The organism is Pseudomonas sp. MWU13-2862 (genome assembly GCF_023242495.1).
Taxonomy (GTDB): Bacteria; Pseudomonadota; Gammaproteobacteria; order Pseudomonadales; family Pseudomonadaceae; genus Aquipseudomonas; species Aquipseudomonas gingeri_D.
On sequence record NZ_JALMEZ010000020.1, the window covers coordinates 1 to 22973 of the forward strand.

Annotated in this window: 22 protein-coding genes; 12 read left to right on the forward strand and 10 right to left on the reverse strand. The window is 62.4% G+C overall.

Going from position 1 to position 22973, the window contains the following annotated elements; translation table 11 throughout:
- Nucleotides 1–361 precede the first annotated feature (361 nt).
- A complete protein-coding gene (locus tag M5C56_RS28325) occupies nucleotides 362–1855 on the reverse strand; it encodes a CoA-acylating methylmalonate-semialdehyde dehydrogenase (protein ID WP_103499821.1) in 1494 nt (497 codons plus the stop codon).
- Nucleotides 1856–1938: 83 nt separating this feature from the next.
- Nucleotides 1939–3288 (reverse strand): aspartate aminotransferase family protein, encoded by a 1350-nt coding sequence (locus M5C56_RS28330; RefSeq protein WP_100944339.1) that lies wholly within the window; start codon nucleotides 3286–3288, stop codon nucleotides 1939–1941.
- Between the two features lie 137 nt (nucleotides 3289–3425).
- Between M5C56_RS28330 and M5C56_RS28335 the strand changes: the two genes are divergently transcribed.
- From M5C56_RS28335 to M5C56_RS28345, 3 genes are all read left to right on the forward strand, one after another.
- Complete coding sequence (locus M5C56_RS28335; RefSeq protein ID WP_100944338.1) at nucleotides 3426–4346, forward strand: LysR family transcriptional regulator; 921 nt, start codon at nucleotides 3426–3428, stop codon at nucleotides 4344–4346.
- Between the two features lie 222 nt (nucleotides 4347–4568).
- Entirely contained in the window at nucleotides 4569–5219 is a 651-nt protein-coding gene (locus tag M5C56_RS28340; protein WP_103499822.1) for a TetR/AcrR family transcriptional regulator, read from the forward strand.
- A gap of 27 nt (nucleotides 5220–5246) precedes the next feature.
- On the forward strand, nucleotides 5247–5834 hold the full coding sequence (locus M5C56_RS28345; protein WP_103499823.1) for a YigZ family protein: 588 nt from the start codon (nucleotides 5247–5249) through the stop codon (nucleotides 5832–5834).
- Nucleotides 5835–6160: 326 nt separating this feature from the next.
- On the opposite strand, the gene M5C56_RS28350 is transcribed toward M5C56_RS28345, so the two are convergent.
- Complete coding sequence (locus M5C56_RS28350; protein WP_103499824.1) at nucleotides 6161–6589, reverse strand: hypothetical protein; 429 nt, start codon at nucleotides 6587–6589, stop codon at nucleotides 6161–6163.
- An 86-nt stretch (nucleotides 6590–6675) separates the two neighbouring features.
- Here M5C56_RS28350 and M5C56_RS28355 point away from each other — a divergent pair, with 86 nt between their 5' ends.
- The 3 genes from M5C56_RS28355 (at nucleotide 6676) to M5C56_RS28365 (ending at nucleotide 8799) form a co-directional block, all read left to right on the forward strand.
- The gene (locus tag M5C56_RS28355; RefSeq protein ID WP_103499825.1) at nucleotides 6676–7062 is read left to right on the forward strand and encodes a MerR family transcriptional regulator; all 387 of its coding nucleotides are present in this window, start codon (nucleotides 6676–6678) and stop codon (nucleotides 7060–7062) included.
- On the forward strand, nucleotides 7052–7735 hold the full coding sequence (locus M5C56_RS28360; protein WP_103499826.1) for an SDR family oxidoreductase: 684 nt from the start codon (nucleotides 7052–7054) through the stop codon (nucleotides 7733–7735). The genes M5C56_RS28355 and M5C56_RS28360 overlap by 11 nt, the downstream gene beginning before the upstream one ends.
- Nucleotides 7736–7845: 110 nt before the next feature.
- Nucleotides 7846–8799: an adenosine deaminase gene (locus M5C56_RS28365; RefSeq protein WP_103499827.1), complete on the forward strand. Its 954-nt coding sequence runs from the start codon at nucleotides 7846–7848 to the stop codon at nucleotides 8797–8799.
- Between the two features lie 160 nt (nucleotides 8800–8959).
- On the opposite strand, the gene M5C56_RS28370 is transcribed toward M5C56_RS28365, so the two are convergent.
- The 3 genes from M5C56_RS28370 to M5C56_RS28380 form a co-directional block, all read right to left on the reverse strand.
- A complete protein-coding gene (locus tag M5C56_RS28370; RefSeq protein WP_247263412.1) occupies nucleotides 8960–10333 on the reverse strand; it encodes an MFS transporter in 1374 nt (457 codons plus the stop codon).
- 125 nt (nucleotides 10334–10458) lie between these two features.
- Complete coding sequence (locus M5C56_RS28375; protein ID WP_103496991.1) at nucleotides 10459–11172, reverse strand: helix-turn-helix transcriptional regulator; 714 nt, start codon at nucleotides 11170–11172, stop codon at nucleotides 10459–10461.
- Nucleotides 11173–11432: 260 nt separating this feature from the next.
- The gene (locus M5C56_RS28380) at nucleotides 11433–12353 is read right to left on the reverse strand and encodes a LysR family transcriptional regulator (protein ID WP_103496992.1); all 921 of its coding nucleotides are present in this window, start codon (nucleotides 12351–12353) and stop codon (nucleotides 11433–11435) included.
- A 118-nt stretch (nucleotides 12354–12471) separates the two neighbouring features.
- On the opposite strand from M5C56_RS28380, the gene M5C56_RS28385 reads away from it, so the two are divergent.
- Nucleotides 12472–13485: a zinc-binding alcohol dehydrogenase family protein gene (locus M5C56_RS28385; RefSeq protein ID WP_103496993.1), complete on the forward strand. Its 1014-nt coding sequence runs from the start codon at nucleotides 12472–12474 to the stop codon at nucleotides 13483–13485.
- Nucleotides 13486–13629: 144 nt separating this feature from the next.
- Complete coding sequence (locus tag M5C56_RS28390) at nucleotides 13630–13809, forward strand: hypothetical protein (RefSeq protein ID WP_103496994.1); 180 nt, start codon at nucleotides 13630–13632, stop codon at nucleotides 13807–13809.
- A 15-nt stretch (nucleotides 13810–13824) separates the two neighbouring features.
- On the opposite strand, the gene M5C56_RS28395 is transcribed toward M5C56_RS28390, so the two are convergent.
- Together M5C56_RS28395 and M5C56_RS28400 are read right to left on the reverse strand one after the other, a co-directional pair.
- Entirely contained in the window at nucleotides 13825–15012 is a 1188-nt protein-coding gene (locus M5C56_RS28395) for a multidrug effflux MFS transporter (protein ID WP_103496995.1), read from the reverse strand.
- Between the two features lie 101 nt (nucleotides 15013–15113).
- Nucleotides 15114–15314, reverse strand: coding sequence for a cation transporter (locus tag M5C56_RS28400; RefSeq protein ID WP_103496996.1), 201 nt, complete (start codon nucleotides 15312–15314; stop codon nucleotides 15114–15116).
- 148 nt (nucleotides 15315–15462) lie between these two features.
- On the opposite strand from M5C56_RS28400, the gene M5C56_RS28405 reads away from it, so the two are divergent.
- The 3 genes from M5C56_RS28405 to cueR all read left to right on the forward strand — a co-directional run bounded on the left by M5C56_RS28405 (nucleotide 15463) and on the right by cueR (nucleotide 18712).
- The gene (locus M5C56_RS28405) at nucleotides 15463–15849 is read left to right on the forward strand and encodes a hypothetical protein (protein WP_103496997.1); all 387 of its coding nucleotides are present in this window, start codon (nucleotides 15463–15465) and stop codon (nucleotides 15847–15849) included.
- A gap of 63 nt (nucleotides 15850–15912) precedes the next feature.
- Nucleotides 15913–18300: a heavy metal translocating P-type ATPase gene (locus M5C56_RS28410; RefSeq protein WP_103496998.1), complete on the forward strand. Its 2388-nt coding sequence runs from the start codon at nucleotides 15913–15915 to the stop codon at nucleotides 18298–18300.
- Nucleotides 18301–18310: 10 nt separating this feature from the next.
- Complete coding sequence (cueR, locus tag M5C56_RS28415; protein ID WP_103496999.1) at nucleotides 18311–18712, forward strand: Cu(I)-responsive transcriptional regulator; 402 nt, start codon at nucleotides 18311–18313, stop codon at nucleotides 18710–18712.
- 36 nt (nucleotides 18713–18748) lie between these two features.
- On the opposite strand, the gene M5C56_RS28420 is transcribed toward cueR, so the two are convergent.
- The gene (locus tag M5C56_RS28420; RefSeq protein ID WP_100944321.1) at nucleotides 18749–19645 is read right to left on the reverse strand and encodes a PA4780 family RIO1-like protein kinase; all 897 of its coding nucleotides are present in this window, start codon (nucleotides 19643–19645) and stop codon (nucleotides 18749–18751) included.
- A gap of 435 nt (nucleotides 19646–20080) precedes the next feature.
- Between M5C56_RS28420 and M5C56_RS28425 the strand changes: the two genes are divergently transcribed.
- Entirely contained in the window at nucleotides 20081–22027 is a 1947-nt protein-coding gene (locus tag M5C56_RS28425; protein WP_152741613.1) for a methyl-accepting chemotaxis protein, read from the forward strand.
- 132 nt (nucleotides 22028–22159) lie between these two features.
- On the opposite strand, the gene M5C56_RS28430 is transcribed toward M5C56_RS28425, so the two are convergent.
- Nucleotides 22160–22951, reverse strand: coding sequence for a helix-turn-helix transcriptional regulator (locus M5C56_RS28430; RefSeq protein WP_103497744.1), 792 nt, complete (start codon nucleotides 22949–22951; stop codon nucleotides 22160–22162).
- Between the last annotated feature and the right edge of the window lie 22 nt (nucleotides 22952–22973).

The window sequence follows — 22973 nt, forward strand, 5'->3', positions numbered from 1 at the left end:
CAGCTACTTCCACACTTCGATGAACTGAAGCGACCCGCCTGCCAAAACCCTCAAAACCTTTGTAACTCATTGAATCTAAAAGGCTTTTCCGTTTCGACTGCGCCGGAAGTGGGGCGAATTATAGAGCCACAGATTTTCCCGTCAACGCTTATTTTCACTTTTCTGTCATAAAGGTCAAAAACAGTGCGCGTCCCGGGTTTTGCGGTGTCTGTACTGACGCCTTCGCGGGCAAGCTCCGCTCCCACAGTCTTCAGGCCTGACCGATAGTTCGCGGTGTGACTCGATCCCGTGGGAGCGGAGCTTGCCCGCGAAGGGGCCCGCATAGGCGACACCTATAAGGACCTCATTCACCCATCGACGCTTACAGGCTCGGGAAGGCGAACTGCGACGCCTCATGGCTGGCACGTAGCGGCCAGCGCTGGGTGATCGCCTTGCGCCGAGTATAGAAACGCACGCCATCCGGACCATAGGCATGCAGGTCGCCGAACAACGAACGCTTCCAACCACCAAAGCTGTGATAAGCCACCGGCACCGGCAACGGCACATTGACCCCGACCATGCCCACTTCGATCTCGTCGCAGAACAAACGCGCCGCTTCACCGTCACGGGTAAAGATGCAGGTGCCGTTACCGTATTCGTGATCGTTGATCAGTTGCATGGCCGCTTCCAGGCTGTTCACCCGGACGATGCACAGCACCGGCCCGAAGATCTCTTCCTTATAGATGCGCATCTCAGGCGTCACGCGATCGAACAGACAACCACCGAGGAAGAAGCCCTCTTCATGATCCTTGACGCTCAAGCCACGACCGTCGACCACCAACTGCGCGCCCGACGCCACGCCATCGGCAATATAGCCACTGACCTTGTCGCGGTGCTGACCGGTGACCAATGGCCCCATATCCAGACCACACGAAGTACCCGCACCGATCTTCAGCGCCTTGATCTGTGGCACCAGCTTGGCCACCAGCGCGTCCGCCACCTGGTCGCCCACGCAAACAGCCACGGAGATCGCCATGCAACGCTCACCGCAGGAACCATAGGCCGCGCCCATCAAGGCACTGACCGCGTTGTCCAGATCGGCATCCGGCATCAATACCGCATGATTCTTCGCCCCGCCCAGCGCCTGGACACGTTTGCCGCGCTTGGTGCCTTCGGCATAGATGTACTCGGCAATCGGAGTCGAGCCGACAAAGCTCAAGGCCTTGACCTCAGGCGCCTCGATCAACGCGTCCACCGCGGTCTTGTCACCATGCACCACGTTCAGCACACCCTTGGGCAAACCGGCTTCCTGCAACAGCTGGGCGATCAGCAAGGTCGAGCTCGGATCACGCTCGGACGGCTTGAGGATAAAGCAGTTACCGCAAACGATCGCCAACGGATACATCCACAGGGGCACCATCGCCGGGAAGTTGAATGGCGTGATCCCCGCCACCACGCCCAGCGGCTGGAAATCGGACCAGGCGTCGATGTTCGGACCGACGTTACGGCTGTATTCACCCTTCAGTACTTCCGGCGCGGCGCAGGCGTACTCGACGTTCTCGATACCACGCTTCAATTCACCGGCGGCGTCTTCCAGGGTCTTGCCGTGTTCTTCGCTGATCAGTTGGGCGATACGCGCCTCGTTCTGCTCCAGCAGTTGCTTGAAGCGGAACATCACCTGGGCACGCTTGGCCGGTGGTGTATTGCGCCAGGCCGGAAAAGCCGCCTTGGCCGAATCGATGGCCTGCTGAATGGTCTCGCGATCCGCCAACGGCACCTGATGGATAACCTGGCCGGTGGACGGGTTGTATACGGCGGCCGTGCGACCGGAATCGCTGACCAGTTGGCCGTCGATCAAATGTTGAATTGCGCTCATTGCGGGGCTCCAGAACATGGGCGTACAGAAGCGAGTCGCCTCGCTCCTGTCAGGAAATAGTGTTGGTCTTCTATATAGAAGGATCAGTCCAGCTTGTTCAGCACTTCGCCGACCGCATCGAACAGACGGTCCAGGTCCTGCGGCTTGCTGTTGAACGTTGGGCCGAACTGCAGGGTGTCGCCACCAAAGCGCACGTAGAAACCGGCTTTCCACAAGGCCATGCCGGCTTCGAACGGACGCACGATGGCGTCGCCGTCACGGCCAGCGATCTGGATCGCCCCGGCCAGGCCGTAGTTACGAATGTCGATCACGTTCTTGCTGCCTTTCAAACCGTGCAAGGCATTTTCAAAGTGCGGCGCGACTTCGGCCACGCTCTGTACCAGGTTTTCCTTTTGCAGCAGGTCGAGTGCCGCCAGGCCTGCGGCGCACGCCACCGGGTGTGCCGAGTAGGTGTAGCCGTGGGGGAACTCCACGGCGTACTCGGGGGTCGGCTGATTCATGAAGGTCTGGTAGATCTCGCTGCTGGCAATCACCGCGCCCATAGGAATGGCGCCGTTGGTGACTTGCTTGGCGATGCACATCAGGTCCGGGGTCACGCCGAAGCTGTCGGCGCCGAACATCGCGCCGGTACGCCCGAAGCCGGTGATCACTTCGTCGAACACCAGCAGGATATTGTGCTGGTCGCAGATTTCCCGCAGGCGCTTGAGGTAGCCCTGTGGCGGTACCAGTACACCGGCGGAACCGGCCATGGGCTCGACGAACACTGCGGCGATATTGGACGCATCATGCAGTTCGATCAGCTTGAGCAGCTCATCGGCCAGGGCGATACCGCCCTGCTCCGGCATGCCACGGGAGAAGGCATTGCTCGCCAGCAGGGTGTGGGGCAGATGGTCGACATCCATCATCGCCTGGCCAAACAGTTTACGGTTGCCGTTGACACCGCCCAGGCTGGTACCGGCGATGTTCACCCCGTGATAACCACGGGCCCGACCGATCATCTTGGTCTTGGTCGCCTGGCCTTTCAGACGCCAGTAGGCACGCACCATCTTCACCGCGGTATCGGCGCACTCGGAGCCGGAGTCGGTGAAGAACACATGGTTCAGGTTGCCCGGCGTCAGCGCGGTGATTTTCTCCGCCAGTTGGAACGACAGCGGGTGACCGTATTGAAAGCCCGGCGAGTAGTCGAGGGTCCCCAGTTGCTTGGCCACCGCTTCCTGGATTTCCTTGCGGGTGTGCCCGGCACCGCAGGTCCACAGGCCTGACAGCGAGTCGTAGACCCGGCGGCCCTTGTCATCGATCAGCCAGCTGCCTTCGGCGGCAACGATCAGGCGCGGATCGCGCTGGAAGTTGCGATTGGCCGTGTAGGGCATCCAGTGGGCATCGAGTTTGAGCTGGCTGGCCAGGGAGCCGGGAGCGTGTTCAGGCATGTTCATGGGCGAAACCTCACAGGGCAATAAGCGGCGCAGGAGTTGAAAGCGTTCTTGCAGCTAAATTGCCATGGCGATAAAGTCGGTGAAATCCAACTTTTCTAATGTTCAGTCAGCAGGCTACTAAACAATATGACCCAGCCATGAGCAGCCGCCGCCCCGATCCCCTGGCGCAAGTCAGCGACTTTGATATCCGCTTGCTGCGTATCTTTCGCAGCGTGGTGGAGTGCGGCGGTTTTTCCGCCGCGGAAAGCGTGCTCGGTATCGGCCGCTCGGCCATCAGCCAGCAGATGAGCGATCTGGAGCAACGTCTCGGGCTACGCCTGTGCCAACGTGGACGGGCCGGTTTCTCACTGACCGAGGAAGGTCGCGAGGTCTATCACTCGGCGTTGCAGCTATTGGGCGCACTGGAAAGTTTTCGCACCGAAGTCAACGGCCTGCACCAGCACCTGCGTGGAGAGCTGACCATCGGCCTGACCGACAACCTGGTCACCCTGCCCCATATGCGCATCACCCATGCACTGGCCCAATTGAAGGAACGCGGGCCGGATGTGCAGATCCAGATTCGCATGATCGCCCCCAACGAAGTGGAACAAGGCGTGCTCGACGGCCGCCTGCATGTCGGAGTGGTGCCCCAAGCCAGCGCCTTGTCGGGCCTGGAGTATCAACCGCTGTACAGCGAACGTTCGCTGCTCTACTGCGCGGTGGGACATCCGCTGTTTTATGTGGACGACAAGCAACTGGACGATGAACGGCTCAATGCCCAGGACGCCATCGCTCCGACCTTCCGTCTGCCGGCCGAGATCCAGGCGCATTACCAGGCGCTCAATTGCACCGCGAGTGCTTCGGACCGCGAAGGCATGGCGTTCCTGATCCTGACCGGGCGCTATATCGGCTACCTGCCTGATCACTATGCCAATCTCTGGGTCCAGCAAGGTCGGTTGCGCGCCCTCAAGGCCGGCAGCCGTTTCTATGACCTGAGCCTGGCTTCGGTGACACGTAAAGGGCGGCGCCCACACCTGGTGCTGGAAAGTTTCCTGGAAAGCCTGGCGGCAACCCGCTGAGATATCCACAGCCTTGCGCAATCTTGAACTGGCTTGCGGGCCTCTTCGCCAACAAGCCGGCGCCAGCAAAATATCGTGCCCAAGCCACTGCCGCGAATAGTTGCCCCGAAAGCGACAGAATCGGCCCGGATCCAGGCTTTATATGATGACAGGACTTGTCTCAACCCCCTGGGTACGCTATCTGTGCACGGGTTGCACCCACAGACCCGTTCGGAACTGCCTATGACCGTTGAAGCCCCTGCCCACGCCGGAAAGCCCGCCAGCCGAATTCGCCAGAAAAACCAGGAAGCGATAATCAAGGCCGCCGAAGACGAGTTCGCCCGCCATGGCTTCAAAGGCACCAGCATGAACACCATCGCCCAGAACGCCGGACTGCCCAAGGCCAACCTGCACTATTACTTCACCCACAAGCTGGGCCTATATATCGCGGTATTGAGCAATATCCTCGAACAGTGGGACGACACCTTCAACCACCTCAGTGTCGATGACGATCCGGCGCAGGCGCTGGCCCGCTACATCCGCGCCAAGATGGAGTTTTCCCGGCGCCAGCCACAGGCCTCGCGGATCTTCGCCATGGAAATCATCAGCGGCGGCGAATGCCTGACCGAGCACTTCAACCAGGACTACCGCGCCTGGTTCCAGGGCCGGGCGAATGTGTTCCAGGCCTGGATCGATGCGGGCAAGATGGATCCGGTCGATCCGGTGCACCTGATCTTCCTGCTCTGGGGCAGCACCCAGCATTACGCCGACTTCGCCACCCAGATCTGTCGCGTCACCGGCCGCCCGCGGCTGACCAAGCAGGACATGGAAGACGCCGGCAACAATCTGATCCGCATTATCCTCAAGGGCTGCGGCCTGACGCCGCCGCTCTGATCCTCTTGAACTGAAGCCGAATCCCGTATGCCTTTTACCCTTGCCGGCCTTTGCGAATACCGCGAGGAAATTCGCAAAAGCCGCTTTATCACCCTCGCCGCCCCGATCACCAGCGTCGCCGAAGCCCAGGCCTTTATCGAGCAACACAGCGACCTGGATGCCACCCACAACTGCTGGGCCTGGAAGCTCGCCGACCAGTACCGCAGCAGTGACGACGGCGAACCCGGCGGTACCGCGGGCCGGCCGATCCTGGCGGCCATCGAGGCCCAGGACTGCGACCAGGTCGCGGTACTGGTCATTCGCTGGTACGGTGGCATCCAACTGGGCACCGGCGGCCTGGCCCGTGCCTATGGCGGCGGCGCCAACAAGTGCCTGCAAAATGCCGAACGACTGCCGCTGATCAGCCGGGTCGCGCTGAGCTGCGCCTGCGGCTTCAGCGAACTGGCGCTGGTCAAGCTACGGGTGGCCGAACTCGGCGGCCTGATCCTGGAAGAGCAGTTCACCGCCAATGGCGTGGAACTCCAGTTGGCGGTGGGCGCAGCGCAGATCGATACCCTGCAACGGCAATTGGCCGATCTCAGCCGCGGCCGCATTCTCCTGCAGCGAGAGGCGTAACCGGCCTCTGTTCACAGCCCCGCCGGTTGCCCACAGTCACTGTGCACCCGACTGTGGATAACCTGAGCACATCCCGCTGTAACCCTTCTGCAACGTGGCTTTGCGGCCGCTGATCAGTTTTTGTCCAATCACCCGCCAACGGCGCAAAATCGTCCAGTAAACAGCGAGTTACCCGGGTTTATCGCGTTTTGAAAATAGCCCGATAGCCTTTATACCCATGCTGCAAGCTTGCGCACAGATACTGTGGAGCAACCTGTGGATAAGCCGTGCAAGGGTGGCCGGGTAGCCGATCCAGCCACGCCTGCGCGAAATTGATCGTTTTTTGATCAGCCCGCACTGACCAATATGGCTTCATCGGACGCTCCGCGCACCGGCAACAACTGCGCGATCCCCCAGGCCAGTTCAAAGAACAGGAACACGGCAATGATCATGCTCGCCCCCTGGCTCAGGGCGTAGGCCTGCCAGGTCGCGAACAGCATCCGGCCCGCCGCGTCATAGCGGCCGAATGTCTGTTGCGGATCGCGGATACGCAATACCGCCCAGACGCAGACGATCGAGCCCAACAAGTTCGCCATCAGCAGGTGCACAGGCGCAAACGGCGGAAAGCTTCCCGGCAGGTTCAGCGCGGCGGCCAGCGCCAGCAGGGCAGCATGCAAGGCAAGAAAACTCCAGGGGGTGACAAAGGCCGCCGTCACGATCAAGTCATACCAACCGCTGGCCCGGACCAGTCGACGGTACTGCGCTGTGCTCCACATAAGGCATCTCCATAGCGATTCAAGGAACACAGAGGCTAAAGCCTGGAGTATGCTCCAAGGTCAAGCCTTTCCAGAGAACAGACAGCATGCGTATCGGTGAACTGGCCCGGGCCTGTACCGTCAGTTGCGACACCCTGCGTTTCTACGAGCAGCGCGGCTTGATCGTGGCCCAACGTAGCGCCAACGGTTATCGCGACTATCCTCCCGAGATGGTGCAACTGGTGCAGTACATCAAGACCGCCCAGCGCCTGGGTTTCAGCCTGGGAGAAATCGGCAGCAGCGTCGCCGGCGTGTGGCATGCGCCGGATGCCGACAGTGCCATCACGCAACTGCTGCAAGACAAGCTCACGCTGATCGAAGCACGCCTCGCCGACCTGGGTGAGTTGCGTTTGGAACTGCAGCATCGCCTGCAGCAAAGTTGTCCTCTGAGAACCGGACTTTCATCTGACAAGGAGTTTGCTCATGAGCAGTAAGAATGCATTGATCATCGGTGCTTCCCGAGGCCTTGGACTCGGGCTGGCCAAACAACTGCTGGCCGACGGCTGGGACGTGACCGCCACCGTGCGCGATGTCCACAAGGCCGATGCCCTGAAGGCCGTCGGACCGGTCCGTATCGAAGCCCTGGACATGGACGATCACGCGGCGGTGGTCGCGCTGGCGCAACGTCTGGAAGGCCAGGTCTTCGACCTGCTGTTCGTCAATGCCGGCGTCAAGGGGCCTGACGATCAACGACCGGGCAATGCCTCGCTGAGCGAGATCGGCCAGTTGTTCATGACCAATGCCGTCGCCCCCGTGGCCCTGGCCCAGCGCTTCGTCGGGCAGATCCGCCCGGGCAATGGCGTAGTCGCCTTCATGAGTTCGGGCCTGGGCAGCGTGACCACCCCCGACGCACCGAACCTGGCCTTCTACAAGGCGAGCAAGGCCGCACTGAATTCCATGGCCAGCACCTTCCTCAGCGAAATCGAAGCGCCGACCTTCACCGTCCTGTCGATGCACCCGGGCTGGGTGAAAACCGACATGGGCGGCGAAGACGCGGATATCGACGTGGCCACCAGCGTTCGCGGCCTGATCGATCAGGTCAATGCCTATTCCGGCCGGGGCGGGCATCACTTCATCAACTACAAGGGCGAGACCATTCCCTGGTAGGCAACAACCCTGCAGGAGCGCCGACGGGCTGCTCCTGCAGCGGATTTAGCCAGTGTTTCGACAGACATCTGTAGAATGTCCACCCACTGCACCTGATGAGAAAAAAGACCATGTACGACTGGCTCAATGCCCTGCCCAAGGCGGAACTGCACCTGCACCTGGAAGGCTCGCTGGAGCCGGAGCTGCTGTTTGCCCTGGCCGAACGCAACAAGATCGCCCTGCCGTGGAACGATGTGGACACCTTGCGCAAGGCCTATGCCTTCAACAACCTGCAGGAATTCCTCGACCTCTACTACCAGGGCGCCGACGTGCTGCGCACCTCCCAGGACTTCTACGACCTGACCTGGGCCTACCTGTTGCGCTGCAAGGCGCAGAACGTGATCCACACCGAACCCTTCTTCGATCCGCAGACCCACACCGACCGGGGCATCCCCTTCGAAGTGGTGCTCAATGGCATTGCAGCGGCCCTCAAGGACGGCGAACAGCAACTGGGCATCAGCAGCGGCCTGATCCTCAGCTTCCTGCGTCATCTCAGTGAAGACGAAGCGCAGAAGACCCTGGACCAGGCGCTACCGTTTCGCGATGCGTTTGTCGCGGTCGGCCTCGACAGTTCGGAAATGGGCCACCCGCCGAGCAAGTTCCAGCGGGTCTTCGATCGTGCCCGTGGCGAAGGTTTCCTGACCGTCGCCCACGCCGGCGAGGAAGGTCCGCCGGAGTACATCTGGGAAGCCCTCGACCTGCTGAAGATCCAGCGTATCGACCATGGCGTACGAGCCATCGAAGACGAGCGGCTGATGCAGCGGATCATCGATGAGCAGATCCCGCTGACTGTCTGCCCGTTGTCGAACACCAAGCTCTGCGTGTTCGACCATATGTCGCAGCACAACATCCTCGACATGCTCGAACGCGGCGTGAAGGTCACGGTGAACTCCGATGACCCGGCCTACTTCGGCGGTTATGTGACCGAGAACTTCCACGCCCTGTACACCGACCTGGGCATGACCAAGGAACAGGCCCAACGCCTGGCGCAGAACAGCCTGGATGCACGGTTGGTCAAGCCTTGATAAACCCGGTCTGAGCAACAACACCGAACTGTAGGAGCAAGGCTTGCCTGCGAAGGGGGCCGCAAGATCGCCAAAAGCTTCGCGGGCAAGCCGGGACGCCGGACCGCCTGCTCCTACAAAGTTATGTCGTACTCCCTGTTTGCGCTCGACGCCACTGCGCTTATACCACCTCGCTCAACTCCTCCAGCGCCTTGCCCTTGGTTTCCATGCCGAAGCGCCAGACCAGCGCCGCCGCAATCGCGAAGCACAACGCCCCCAGGGCAAACACCCCACCCTGCCCCGTCACCGGGAACACCAACCCGGTCACCAGCGGCCCGAGCAACGAGCCAATCCGCCCCACCGCCGAAGCAAAACCGGAACCCGTGGCCCGCGCCGACGTCGGGTACAACTCCGGCGTGTAGGTGTACAACACCGCCCACATACCGAACAGGAAGAACTGCATCAACAACCCCGAGCCCACCAGCAAGCCGACATTGCCGCCGAACACCGCGCTCTGCCCGTAGAAAAACGCCATGACCCCGCCACCGAGCAAGGTCACGATACACACCGGCTTACGCCCCCAGCGCTCTACCAGCCAGGCCGCCATCAGGAACCCCGGAATCCCGCCCAGGGAAATCAGCACCGTGTAATACACCGACTGCGTTACCGCGAACCCCGACTGCTGCAGCAAGGCGCTGAGCCAGGAGGTCAGGCCGTAGAAACCGAGCAAGGCAAAGAACCAGACGCTCCAGATCATCATCGTGCGCTGGCGGTACAGCGGCGACCACAATTGTTGAAAGGCCGAAAAGAAGCTCGGCGCGCGGTCCACGCCACGGGGCAGACGCAGCGGAATCGGCAGCGAGGTGCGCTTGAGCGAGGCCTGCACCCGCGCCTCGATATCCCCCAGCACCTTGTCCGCCGCCCCATGATGCCCGGCCTGTTCCAGCCAACGCGGCGACTCGGGAATAAAAAAGCGGATCGCCAGGACAAACACCGCCGGTATCGCCAGCACCAGGAAGATGTCCCGCCAGCCCACCAGCGGCAGGAGGAAATACGACAGCACCCCCGCCGCGACAAAACCAAGGGGCCAGAAGCCGTCCATCAGCGCGATATAACGCCCGCGGCGCTTGGCCGGAATCAGTTCCGAAAGCATCGACTGGGCAATCGGAAACTCCATGCCCATGCCGAACCCCAGCAGGATGCGAAACAGCGTCAGTGTCTCGACTGTCTGCGCGGTGGAACACAGGTAGCTGGCCACGCCCCAGAGCACGATGCTCCACTGGAAGACCGGTTTGCGCCCGAAACGATCGGCGAGCATCCCCGACAACGAAGCCCCGACCACCATGCCGAAGAAACTCGAACTGGCCAGCAGACCGGCCTGGGCGCTACTGAGGGCGAATTCGGCTTTGATCGAGCCGAGCAGGAAAGTCATCATCGCCAGGTCCATGGAGTCGAAGAAAAACGCCAGGGCGATGATGATGAAAATCAGCCGGTGATAACCGCTGATGGGCAAGCGCTCCAGTCGTTCCGCCGCGCTGTAGCCTTGAACTTCCATGGGATATCCCTCGATTCGAATCTTCGATCGAGTGTGCGGTATCGTCAGGAGGGCTTGTTTCTGGATACGACCTGTTTGCAGTCTTGCGCGACGCCCGCCGCATCCGTGCGGCAGGCTACCGGGGCTCAGCCGGCCAATTCGAGCTCGATTTCACTGGCCAGCTTGTCGATCTGCCGCTGCCCGAGCGCGGACACCTGCAAGGCCCGGGAGTCTTCCCGCAAGGCCAGCCAACCGGATTGCAGGAACAGTTGCAGCAGCCCGGCGCCCAGCGCGCCACCCAGATGCGGGCGACGTTGCAGGTCGTGGCAGACACAGGCGATCTCGCGCTGCCCATGGGCCAACGCCTGGATGTACAGGCCGCGCTCGGCCAGGCGCGCCGCGCCCTTGCTGGTGACCCGCAGCCGTAGTTCCTGCTGTTCGACCCAGCCCGCCCCCAGCAGGCGCTGGTACAGCTCGCAAGCCAACTCACCGCCCAGGTGATCGTGGCACACCCGGGCATGCCGCAAGGCGTCGGCATCGGGGGCCATGGTCTTGACCGCATGGGCCATCGCCAGCGGTGCACTGGCCAATGAAGCACTGGCCAGGGCCTGCACCGCCGCGCCGACTTCCGGGGCGGCGAGGCGGAAGAAGCGCTTGCGCCCGCGCTCCTCGATACGGACCAGGCCGCCTGAACTCAGGCGCGCCAGATGGGCGCTGGCCGAGGACAGCGACAGGCCCGTGCACAGGGCCAACTCATCGGCAGCCCGGGCGCTGCCATCCAACAACGCCCACATCATTGCACTGCGCTTGGGGTCTGCAAGCAACGTGGCAATCTGACTGACGCAAGGTGCATATTCCATGTCTTCACTCCCTGTTGAAACATTGATCGAACGCACACGGGGCATACTGAGGAGTAATCCCGCCCAAGCCAAGACGCGAAAATGCCAAAAAAGGGGCGATTTTTTCGTCGTTCGGCAATCAACGGTGGCGAATGAAACAAAATTCTTCATTCGCCGAAAGGATATTGGATCCAATGTCTTCAGCCTAAACCACAATGTGCGCGGAGCCGACCTTTATTCCTGAACGGGTTGTAACAGAACCTCTTCGGGATCCGCGTGTCTCATGACCGGGAAACCGGCGCCAGTCGCCCCAGCTGCGCGCACCGCCGGCTCAACATCTCGCGCAGCAGATTCACCGGCTTACTCAATTGAGCGCGATGGGCGCACAACAAATTCAGCGGAGCACGCTCACAGCGCAACTCCGGCAACAGCACCTGCAAGCGTCCCGCGAGGACATCGGCCGACACATCCAGCCAGGATTTGTAGGCGATACCGACCCCGGCCACGGCCCAGCGCCGCACCACATCGGCATCGTCGCTGAAGCGATCGCCACTGACGGTCAGGCCGACGTCGCGCTTGCCGTCGTGAAAACTCCAATGGTCATGCACCCGACTGCTCAACATGTAGAGCAGGCAGTTGTGCTGCGCCAGTTGCGCCAAGGTGCGGGGTTCACCGTGCCGCGCCAGATAGCTGGGTGCCGCGCACAGCACCCGGCGGTTGTCCGGCGCCACGGGCAGCGCCACCAGGCTGGAGTCCTCCGGCTCGCCATAACGCAAGGCAATGTCCACCGGCTGGCGGAACAGATCGGCGATACGGTCGCCCAGCAGCAGGCGCACGGTCAATTGCGGGTGCTCGCGCTGGAACTCGTCCAGCCAGGGCAGCAGCAGGTTGCGCCCGAAGTCCGAGGGCGCCGACAACTGCAAGACGCCGCTGACCTGGTCCTGGCCGCGAGCCAGCAGACGGCGGCCTTCATCGAGTTGGCTCAACGCCCCCCGGGCATATTCAAGGAAGCCCTCGCCTTCGGCGGTCAGCCTCAGGCTGCGGGTCGAGCGCGCCAGCAGGCGCGCGCCCAGTTGCTGCTCGATCCGCTTCAAGGCCGCGCTGGCCACCGCCGCCGACATGTCCATGACCCGCGCCGCCGCCGACAGGCTGCCCAGGTCGGCAGCACGGACAAACAACTGCAAGTCATCGAAACGCAACATGGTGGCCTCGGCATTATCAAAAAAATATTGAAAGAGCCTGCTGTTTTAGCCGGTTTTATCTTCAAGTGAAATAGCCAATCATGACCCCATCGAAATCACTGCCCTCTGGAGTTTTCCCATGAAAGCCATTGCCTTCTACGCGTCCCTGCCCGTCAACGACCCGTTGTCCTTGCAAGACATCGAACTGCCCGCCCCGGTCGCCGGTCCCCGTGACCTGCTGGTGGAGGTCAGGGCGATCTCCGTCAATCCGGTGGACACCAAGGTCCGTCAATTCATGCCGCCTGAAAACGGCGAAGCCAAGGTGCTCGGTTGGGATGTGGCCGGTGTGGTCAAGGCGGTGGGCAACGACGTCAGCCTGTTCAAGGTTGGCGACCCGGTCTTCTATGCCGGCTCCCTGACCCGTCCCGGCGGCAACAGCGAGCTGCACGTAGTGGACGAGCGCATTGTCGGGCACAAGCCGAAAAGCCTGGGTTTTGCCGAAGCCGCCGCCTTGCCGCTGACCGCCATCACCGCCTGGGAGCTGCTGTTCGAGCGCCTGCAGATCGCCGAGAACAAAGCCGATCAGGGCCAGAGCCTGCTGATCGTCGGCGCGGCCGGGGGTGTCGGTTCGATCCTGACCCAGCTCGCCAGCCAGTTGACCGGCCTGAAAGTCATCGGCACCGCTTCACGGGCCGAAACCAAGGATTGGGTCACGGCGTTGGGCGCCGACCTGGTGATCGATCACAGCCTGCCGCTGAGCGAAGAACTCAAGGCCCATGGCCAGGTGCACGTGACCCACGTCGCCAGCCTGACCCAGACCGACAGCCACCTCGACCAGCTGGTCGAAGCCCTCAAGCCCCAGGGCAAGCTGGCGCTGATCGACGACCCGAAAAGCCTCGATATCAGCAAGCTCAAGCGCAAGAGCCTGTCGTTGCACTGGGAGTTCATGTACACCCGTTCGATGTTCGAGACCGACGACATGATCGAACAGCACAACCTGCTCAACCGCGTCGCCGAACTGATCGATGCCGGTGTGTTGAAAACCACGGTGGGCGAGCACTTCGGCCAGATCAATGCCGCCAACCTGCGCCGTGCCCATGGGTTTCTGGAAAGCGGCAAGGCCAAGGGCAAGATCGTGCTGGAAGGGTTCTGAGCAACCACCAGTCAGATGATTGAGCCTGGTCATCTAAAAGCAGGAAATCAGCGCTACACTCGTACCCTCACTGCTGTTTTGGTTTTATCGCAGTCATTTTCAAGCAACAGAGAATGAGCCGTTACCAACAGGAGGAAGTGCGCAATGAATATACTGCTTAAAGAACTGACCAGGCCCCACGGCAATCAATGGCAGGTCCGCCTGGACCAGCACGTGGTGACCTTCCGTAGCGAAGCTGAAGCCCGTGCCTTTGTCACCACCCTGCAAATCAGGCTGCAGGCCCCCCACGTTTTCCCCGAACACCGGCAACGCGCCGTCGGCTAATCCCGTGTCGGGAACCTAGCCCTGGATGACTCGCGCGTTATGTACGCGGCGAGTCGACATCGCTAGCGCGACCACCAGTACACCGCACAAGCTGATGACCAGGGCCATCGGCACGGCGCTGCCATCGTGCAACACGCCGACCAATGAGGCGGCGGCGGCCGCCACGCCGAACTGCAGGCAACCCAGGGTTGCCGATGCGCTGCCGGCGCGCGCGCCCTGGCCGTTCATGGCACAGGCCGAAGCATTGGGCAAAATACAGCCCAGGCTGGAAATACAGATGAACAGCGGCACCAGCAACGGCCACAGCTGTTGCGGGTGCAGGCTGCTGATCGCCAGCAGCGTCAGGCCGGCCACCAGGTAGACCCACACCGCGCGCACCAGCAGAAAGGCCGGGCCACGCTTGGCCAGCAGGCGCGCATTGACCTGCGCGGTCAGGATGAAGCCCGCGGCGTTGGTGCCGAACAACCAGCCGTAGTGCTCGGCCGGTACGCCATAAAGCTTGATGAACACGAACGGCGAACCGGCGATATAGGCAAACATCCCGGCAATCGCGATGCCGCCGGTCAGGGCGTGCCCGAGGAACAGGCGGTCGCCCAGCAAGCGGCCGTATTGGCGCAGCGCCCCCGACAACGGCGGACGTGGCTGATTGGCCGGCAGGCTCTCGGGCAGGCCGAGAATCACGGCGATGGCCGCCAGGGCACTGAAGATCGTCAGGGCGACAAAAATCGAATGCCAGCCATAGAGGTTGACCAGCACGCCGCCGAGCATCGGCGCCAGGATCGGTGCCAGTCCCACCACCAGCATCAGCTGTGAGAAGACCTTGGCCGAACCCACCGCGTCGCATTTGTCGCTGACCACCGCCCGGGAAATCACCATCCCGGCGCAGCCGCCCAGGGCCTGGACGAAACGCGCGGCAATCAACCAGTCCAGGCTCGGGGCAAAGGAACAGGCCAGGGACGCGACGGTGAACAGCGCCACCCCCACCAGCAATGGCACCCGCCGACCGAAACGATCGGCTACTGGCCCGTAGGCCAACTGGCCGATGGAAAGGCCGAGGAAATACACCGCCAGGGTCAGCTGGATATGTTTTTCATCGGTCCCGAAGGCAGTGGCCATCGCCGGAAAGCCCGGCAGGTAGAAGTCGATGGCCAGGGGCGCGAAGGCGCTCAGGGCGCCAAGAATCAGGATGGTTCGCAGGTTCATCAGGTGTCCAGGGAAGATCGGCGCGGGTCGCTAGTCTAGCGGCGCGAGGAGGCCTAGAACAATCTGATAGGTCGCTAACTATTAAAAAAACCGAATCCGCGTCAACCGGCCAGCTTCGCCTCATAACCTTCTTCGCTGATGGCGCTGAGCACTTCCTCCGCCGACAGCCGGCTGCTGACACCGACTTCCTTCGTCGCCAGGTCGACCCGCACCTCGGCCGCCGGATCGCGGGCCTGGACCGCCTGGGTAATGGCCCGTACACAGTGACCGCAGGACATACCCTGGACATTGAAGACTTGCATGACACAGCTCCTTTCATGGGGGAATATGGGCAGTCTCAAGCTTGCCACCGTGGCAAGGTCAAGTTCCTGATGACACTGCCGGGCTGGCATTTAACGCAAGCCTGCGCCAAGCTTCGGCATCGACGATCAAACCGTAGGAGATTCAGCCATGCGCTGGTCAGCATTCAGCCTGTTCGGCCTTCTCAGCATTTTCGGTGCGAGCCCTTTCGCCAGTGCGGCCGGAGAGAACTATGCCGTCCTGATCATTTCGCGCGAGCGCCTGGAAGTCTCCACTTCCTGCGAGATCGGCATCTATCTGCAGGATCAACTGTCCGGCCGTCTCTTCCAGGAGCAGTCCAGCTCCTTCAACCTGCCACCAGGCAATGTCTCGATCCGCTTGAAATTCCTGCCCGGACAGACCCCAGGCTGCGAAGCCGGCATGCTGACCACCCCCGAGCAGGTGATCAAGCTCAACGGCGGCGATGTGCGCAAGTTCTCCATCGTCGGCGGCCCGGAAGGCCTGCGCCTGAAACAGGCACCGCTGGGTTATCAATAAGGGCTTGACCTTGCCAAGGGGGCAAGGTTGATCCTTGGGGCAACTTCTCCAGGAGTATTGCCCATGCTCGCCTCCACCCTCTTCGACCTGCCGATCGCCGGCATGACCTGCGCCAGTTGCGCCGGCCGTGTCGAACGCGCCCTGAGCAAGGTCGCCGGCGCCAGTGCCGTCAGCGTCAACCTCGCCACTGAACAGGCCCGCGTCCAGGCCCCCGCTGATAGCCTGCCGGCGCTGCTGCGCGCCGTCGAGCAGGCCGGTTACAGCGTGCCCACCCACAGCCTGGAACTGGAGATCGGCGGTATGACCTGCGCTTCCTGCGCCGGCCGGGTCGAGCGGGCCTTGAGCAAGGTGTCCGGCGTGCAGAACGTGAGTGTCAACCTGGCCAGCGAACGGGCCCATCTGGATCTGCTGGGCCAAGTCGACTCCAGCGTGCTGATCGCCGCGGTCACCGGCGCCGGCTACCGCGCCAGCCTGCGGCAAAGCGAGGCCGTCGTCGCCCAGGACCAGCAACGACGCCTGCACCGCGAACGCCTGTCCCTGCTGCTGGCGATCGCCCTGGCCCTGCCGCTGGTGGTGCCGATGCTGGCCCAACCGCTGGGTTACCACTGGATGCTTCCGGCCTGGCTGCAATGGGCCCTGGCCACGCCGGTACAGTTCATCTTCGGCGCGCGCTTCTATGTCGCCGCCTGGAAAGCCGTCAAGGCCGGGGCCGGCAATATGGACCTGCTGGTCGCCCTCGGCACCAGCGCCGGTTATGGCCTGAGCCTGTATCAGTGGGCCAACGCCGCGCCCGGCAGCATGCCCCATCTGTACTTCGAAGCCTCGGCGGTGGTGATCGCCCTGGTGCTGCTCGGCAAATACCTGGAAAGCCGCGCCAAGCGCCAGACCGCCAGCGCCATCCGCGCCCTGGAAGCCTTGCGTCCGGAGCGGGCGATCCAGGTGATCGACGGCCGCGAGCAGGACGTGGCCATCAGTGCCCTGCGTCTCGATGACCTGGTACTGGTCAAACCCGGCGAACGCTTTCCGGTGGACGGCGAAGTGGTCGAGGGCCGCAGCCACGCCGATGAAGCCCTGATCAGCGGCGAAAGCCTGCCGGTGCCCAAGCAGCCCGGCGACCCGGTCACTGGCGGGGCCATCAACGGCGAAGGGCGGTTGCTGGTGAAAACCCGGGCGCTGGGTGCCGAGACCGTACTGGCGCGGATCATCCGCCTGGTGGAAGACGCCCAGGCCGGCAAGGCGCCGATCCAGAAACTGGTGGACAAGGTCAGCCAGGTGTTTGTCCCGACCGTTCTGTTGCTGGCCCTGGCGACGCTGATCGGCTGGTGGCTGCACGGCGCGCCGCTGGAGACCGCGCTGATCAATGCGGTGGCGGTGCTGGTGATTGCCTGCCCCTGCGCCCTGGGCCTGGCGACTCCGACGGCGATCATGGCCGGCACCGGCGTGGCCGCGCGCCATGGCATTCTGATCAAGGACGCCGAGGCCCTGGAGCGCGCCCATGAAGTCAGCGCCGTGGTCTTCGACAAGACCGGCACCCTGACTTCCGGCGCACCGCGCATCGCCCACCTGATCACCACGGCCGGTGACGACGACAACGCGTTGCAACTGGCCGGCGCCCTCCAGCGCGGCAGCGAACATCCCCTGGCCAAGGCGGTGCTGGACGCCTGCGCGGAACGCGGCCTGGTCCTGGCGGATGTCAGTGACAGCCGCGCGCTGAGTGGGCGCGGCATTGCCGGTCGCCTCGACGAACGCGCCCTGGCCCTGGGCAATCAGCGTCTGCTGGATGAAAGCGGCCTGAACGCAGGCGCATTGGCCGAGTCCGCGAGCGCCTGGGAAGCAGAAGGTCGGACCTTGTCCTGGTTGATCGAGCAAAGCCCGCAACCACGGGTGCTCGGCCTGTTCGCCTTCGGTGACACCCTCAAGCACGGCGCCCTGCAAGCCATCGCACAGCTCAAGGCCCGGCAGATCAGCTGCCACCTGCTGACCGGCGACAACCGTGGCAGCGCCAGGGTGGTCGCCGAGGCCCTGGGTATCGACGATGTTCACGCCCAGGTGCTGCCGGCGGACAAAGCCGCCATCGTCGCCGAGTTGAAACGCAACGGTGTGGTGGCAATGGTCGGCGACGGCATCAACGACGCCCCGGCACTGGCCGCCGCCGATATCGGCATTGCCATGGGTGGCGGCACCGATGTCGCCATGCACGCGGCGGGCATCACCCTGATGCGCGGCGATCCGCGGCTGGTGCCAGCGGCTCTGGAAATCAGCCGCAAGACCTATGGGAAGATCCGCCAGAATCTGTTCTGGGCCTTCGTCTATAACCTGATCGGCATTCCCCTGGCCGCCTTCGGCCTGCTCAATCCGGTACTGGCCGGTGCGGCCATGGCCTTGTCCAGCGTCAGCGTAGTAAGCAATGCCTTGCTGCTCAAGACCTGGAAACCCAAAGACCTCGACTGAAGGAGTTGTCATGAATATCGGCCAAGCAGCCCGCCAGAGCGGCCTGAGCGCGAAGATGATCCGTTATTACGAGTCCATCGGCCTGCTCAAGGCCGCCAACCGCACGGACAGCGGCTACCGTGTGTACAGTGCGCAGGACTTGCACACCCTGGCCTTTATCAAACGTTCCCGGGACCTGGGTTTCTCCCTGGAGGAAGTCGGCAAGCTGCTGACCCTCTGGCAGGACCGCCAGCGCGCCAGTGCCGACGTCAAGGCCCTGGCCCGCCAGCATATCGAGGAATTGAGCCGCAAGATCGAGGAACTGGCCAGCCTGCGCGACACCTTGCAGGACCTGGTGGAGCACTGCCACGGCGACCAGCGGCCCGATTGCCCGATCCTCAAGGACCTGGCATCGGGCGGTTGCTGCCATTAAAAAATCCGGCCGAGGCCGGATTCTTCATTCAAGCGATCACTGCTGCATCCAAGGCGGAGGCGGCTCTTCAGCCTTGCTCGGCGGTTTGTCATCCGCCGCGCGGATTGCCTGCCGGCGCTCCTCCTCGAAACGTGCCGCTTCGATCTCGCGCATCACGCTGCCGACATCCGCCAGTTCTTCCGGATCGTCGAACTCACCCGTCAGAATGCTGCCCGGATGCAAGGTGCCGGCTTCGAACAACGCCCACATTTCCTTGGCATAACGGGTGTCCCGCAGCTCCGGAGCGAAACGCCCGAAGTACGAGGCCATGTTGCCGACGTCCCGCTCCAGCATGCTGAAGGCGTGGTTGTTGCCCGCCGCATCCACCGCCTGGGGCAGGTCGATGATCACCGGGCCCTGTGGCGTCAACAGCACGTTGAACTCCGACAGGTCACCGTGCACCAGACCGGTACACAACATCAGCACAATCTGGGAAATCAGGAACGCGTGATACTCGCGCGCCTGATCCGGCTCCAGCACCACATCGTTGAGGCGCGGTGCGGCATCGCCGTACTCGTCCGCCACCAACTCCATCAGCAGCACGCCTTCCAGGAAGTCGAACGGCTTGGGCACCCGTACGCCAGCGCTGGCCAGACGGAACAACGCCGCCACTTCCGCGTTCTGCCAAGCGTCCTCGGTCTCCTTGCGACCGAACTTGGAGCCCTTGGCCATGGCGCGGGCCTGCCGGCTGTTACGCACCTTGCGGCCTTCCTGATACTCGGCCGCCTGACGAAAACTTCGTTTATTCGCCTCCTTGTAGACTTTGGCGCAACGTAGCTCGTTGCCACAGCGCACCACATAAACCGCTGCCTCTTTACCACTCATGAGTGGGCGCAGCACCTCGTCGACCAGACCGTCCTCGATCAGGGGTTCAATGCGTTTTGGAGTCTTCATCAGCTTTTATTGTGGGTCCTTTATTGCCAAACACGCGAATGTCACTCGTTATACGGCAATCCTCTCACAGCGGGGAGAGGATGCCGACCTCGAATACTCTCCAATGCACTCAATGTGCCAGATTATTCCGACGAACCGGCCAGATGAAAGCCGCGACTCCAAAGAATAGCTGACGATTATCAAGCTATTGTTCACGCAGCACCTTGCCTTTTCTGACCGAGGCCGACAGCCTGATGCTCAGAAAAAATCAGAATATTCGCCCTGTACCTCAACTTTTTTCCGCGCCGGCCGAAGCGCTCTAGGACAAAGGCGTTTTTGTCGGACAATCATTACGCCGCCAGCGAAACGGATTTTCGGCACCACTTTCACAGCTGCCCTATACCGACCACACGTGATCAGCACGTCTGGGGTCTACAAGAAAAATCTGGAGCGCGGATGAACATCAAGCAAAAGTTGACCTGGGCGTTTGCAATCGTCGCCTGTTTGCCGGTGGTGCTGGTTGCCACCCTGGTGGTACTGAACCTGCGCAGTGAAGCCCGCAGCAACTTTGTCGATGGCAGTGGCCGGGAGATCCGCCAGGTCAGCAACGCCATGCAGCTGTTTTTTGACGGCGTCAGCCAGAACGTCGAATACCTGACAACCCAGCCGCTGATAAAAAATTCCGATGGTGTGCTCAAGAGCTACATGAGCGCCGATGCAGCGCAAACGCCTCTCAACGAGCAGGACAAACAGATCTACGACCTGCTTGAGGGCATGAGACTGGCCCATCCGGCCTATTCCTATGTGTCCTACGGCGTTGGCAACGGCGGCTACGTCTCCACCCCAGCCGACCCGAAACTGGCCAGCTACGACCCACGTGTCCGTCCCTGGTACAAGACCGCGATCGCCAATCCCGGCAAGACCCTGCGGACCTCCGCCTACTACTGGGCTGCCGACGACGCCGTGATGATCGGTACCGTGCGCACCGTGGACAACAAGCTGGGCTCCCAGGGTGGTGTCATCGGTGTCGACGTGACCCTCAAGCAGCTCACCGAGATCGTCAAGCAGATCAAGCTCGGTGAAAGCGGCTACCTGATGTTGATGGAGAACAGCGGCAACCTGCTGGTGGACCCCAAGCAGCCTGAGCACAACTTCAAGGCCCTGGGCAGTCTCGGTGGCGGTTATGCGGACCTGGCCAAGGCCGGCAAGGGCCTGGTGGAAGTCGATATCAACGGCGAACACTACATGGCCAATGTCTGGCCATCGGAGCAGTTGGGTTGGACCTTTATCGGCCTGATCAAACAAAGCGAAGTGATGGCTTCGGCCAACCAACTGACCTGGCTGGTGGCAATCATCGCCGCCGTGCTCGCGGTGATCTTCGCCATTGTCGGCGCCAGCTTCGCCAGCCTTATCGTGCGGCCGATCCGCAGCGTGGCCAGCGGCCTGGAAGGCATCGCCCAGGGCGAAGGCGACCTGACCCAGAACCTGCAGATCCGTGGCAGCGACGAAACTGCGCAACTGGCGAACTGGTTCAACCAGTTCCTTGGCGCGATCCGCAGCCTGATCCAGCACATCGGTCAGTCGGCGAACAAGATTCTCGATTCGTCGCGTAATTCCACCCGGGTCTCCGGGGACATGGCCGACGCCGCCGGGCGCCAGCGCGAAGCGGTGGACATGGTGTCGACCGCCTTCCACGAGATGGTCGCCACCGCCAACGAAGTCGCCCGCTCCTGCAGCCAGGCCGCCGAATCGGCCGACAGCGGCCAGCGCCAGGCCCGCGAAGGCCAGCAACAGATCGATGCGGCAGTGAGCAGCGTCGACCAGTTGAGTCATGAAATTTCCCAGTCGGCCCAGTCGATGCAGCAATTGGAGACCGACAGCAACAATATCCAGTCGATTCTCGGCACCATCCGCTCGATCGCCGAACAGACCAACCTGCTGGCGCTCAACGCCGCCATCGAAGCGGCCCGGGCCGGCGAACAGGGCCGTGGTTTTGCGGTGGTCGCCGACGAGGTGCGGGCCCTGGCCAAGCGCACCGCCGACTCCACGGCGGAGATCGACGGCCTGCTGGGCAATCTGGCCAAGCGCACCAGTCAGGTCGCCCAACAGATGCACGCCAGCCTTGAGGTATCGCAGGAATCGGTGAACCGTATCGGCCTGGCACGCACCAGTTTCGGGCAGATCCGCGAGTCGGTGGACGTGATCCGCGACATGAACACCCAGATCGCCACCGCGGCGGAAGAACAGCACCACGTGGCCGAAGACATCAACCGGCATATCAGCCAGATCCATGGCGATGCGCAGTTGGTGGCGGAACTGGCGAACTCGGCGCGGCTCGATTCCCAGGGTCTGGCGGGGCTGTCCAGTGAGCTGGATGCGTTGGTCAAGCGCTTCCGGACCTGATCAGATCTTGAGCACGCCGCATAACCTGTAGGAGCCTGGCTTGCCAGCGAAGAGGCCCTTGAGGCCGCCAAAAGCTTCGCGGGCAAGCCCTGCTCCTACAGGTGGGTGGTGTTCTTGAGTCTGTTGCGGTACTCAGTGGCGGAACAGTTCTCCCGGCGTATAACCGAACAAGCCCTTGAACGCGGCGATAAACGCCGACGTCGAGTCATAACCACAGGACAGCGCGGCCCGGGTCACGCTGTCCCCCGCCTCCAACGTCCCCAGCGACGAGAGCAATCGCGCACGCTGGCGCCAGCCCCGAAAACTCAAGCCGGTCTCACGCTGAAACAACCGCATCAAGGTTTTTTCCGACATGCCCAGGCGCTCGGCCCACTGCCCCAGGGTCACCCCCAGCTCGGGGTTCTCAATCAGTTCGTTGCACAAGTCGAGCAAGCGCGAATGACGCGGCAGCGGTAGCGAAAACCCCACCTCCGGCAGCCCCGCCAACTGATCCAGCAACACCTGCACCAAACGCCCCTCGCTGCCGCCCTGCTCGGGATAATCGGCCGGCAACAGGCAGAAACTCTTGATCAACTCCCGGGCCAGCGGCGTGACCTCCAGCACCCGGCAACGCGACGGTGCCCACTGGCAATCCTCGCGGCGCACATACAGGCTGCGCATTTCCGCGCGCATCGAGGTCACCACCTCATGCTCCAGCCCCGCCGGAATCCAGACACCCCATTGCGGCGGCGCAAAGAAGCTGCCCTCGGCGGTATGCACCCCCAGCACCCCGCTGATGGCATAGGAAAACTGCACCCAGTCATGCCGGTGACGCGGCGTCCACGACCCGGCACTCAGACTCTCGGCCCGGGCATACAACGGGCGCGGCAGGGACGCCAGTTGCGGAATCTGTCGTTGGGGACCACGTTGTCCGTTAGTCGGCATGAATAGACCTTGTATCGCAAGA